Origin of the sequence: Nostoc sp. CALU 1950 (genome assembly GCF_051172895.1) — a bacterium.
GTDB classification, from domain to species: domain Bacteria; phylum Cyanobacteriota; class Cyanobacteriia; order Cyanobacteriales; family Nostocaceae; genus Nostoc; species Nostoc edaphicum_A.
In genome coordinates, this window is sequence record NZ_JBDNJQ010000471.1 from 1 (window position 1) to 274 (window position 274).

Consider the following 274-nt stretch of genomic DNA (forward strand, 5'->3'; position numbering starts at 1 on the left):
TTATTATGCAAGGGCGCATCACAATCAGAGGAAGTTACTCAATGGCTCTGGGTTGAATTTATCAACACAGCCATTGGGCCATGGTGGCGGTGGTGATGCTATGGACCTTTCGCCGAAGTGCAGCAGCAAAAGAAGGAAGGATTTCTTCCATGGAATGGACGATGGTTCTTGTTTGCCCACCAATTCTGTTTCTGATAGGGCACAAGACATGGAAGTACACCAGATCGAGCTGTCGTGGGTAAATGCTTTTAGTGGCGTGATGAGGCTGCTTCTG

Annotated in this window: 1 protein-coding gene; it reads right to left on the bottom strand. The window is 48.2% G+C overall.

The window, feature by feature from the left end; translation table 11 throughout:
• Positions 1 to 24: 24 nt before the first annotated feature.
• Positions 25 to 274 (bottom strand): hypothetical protein (locus ABF638_RS38460; protein ID WP_435027965.1); only part of this gene is annotated, 250 nt, incomplete at its 5' end.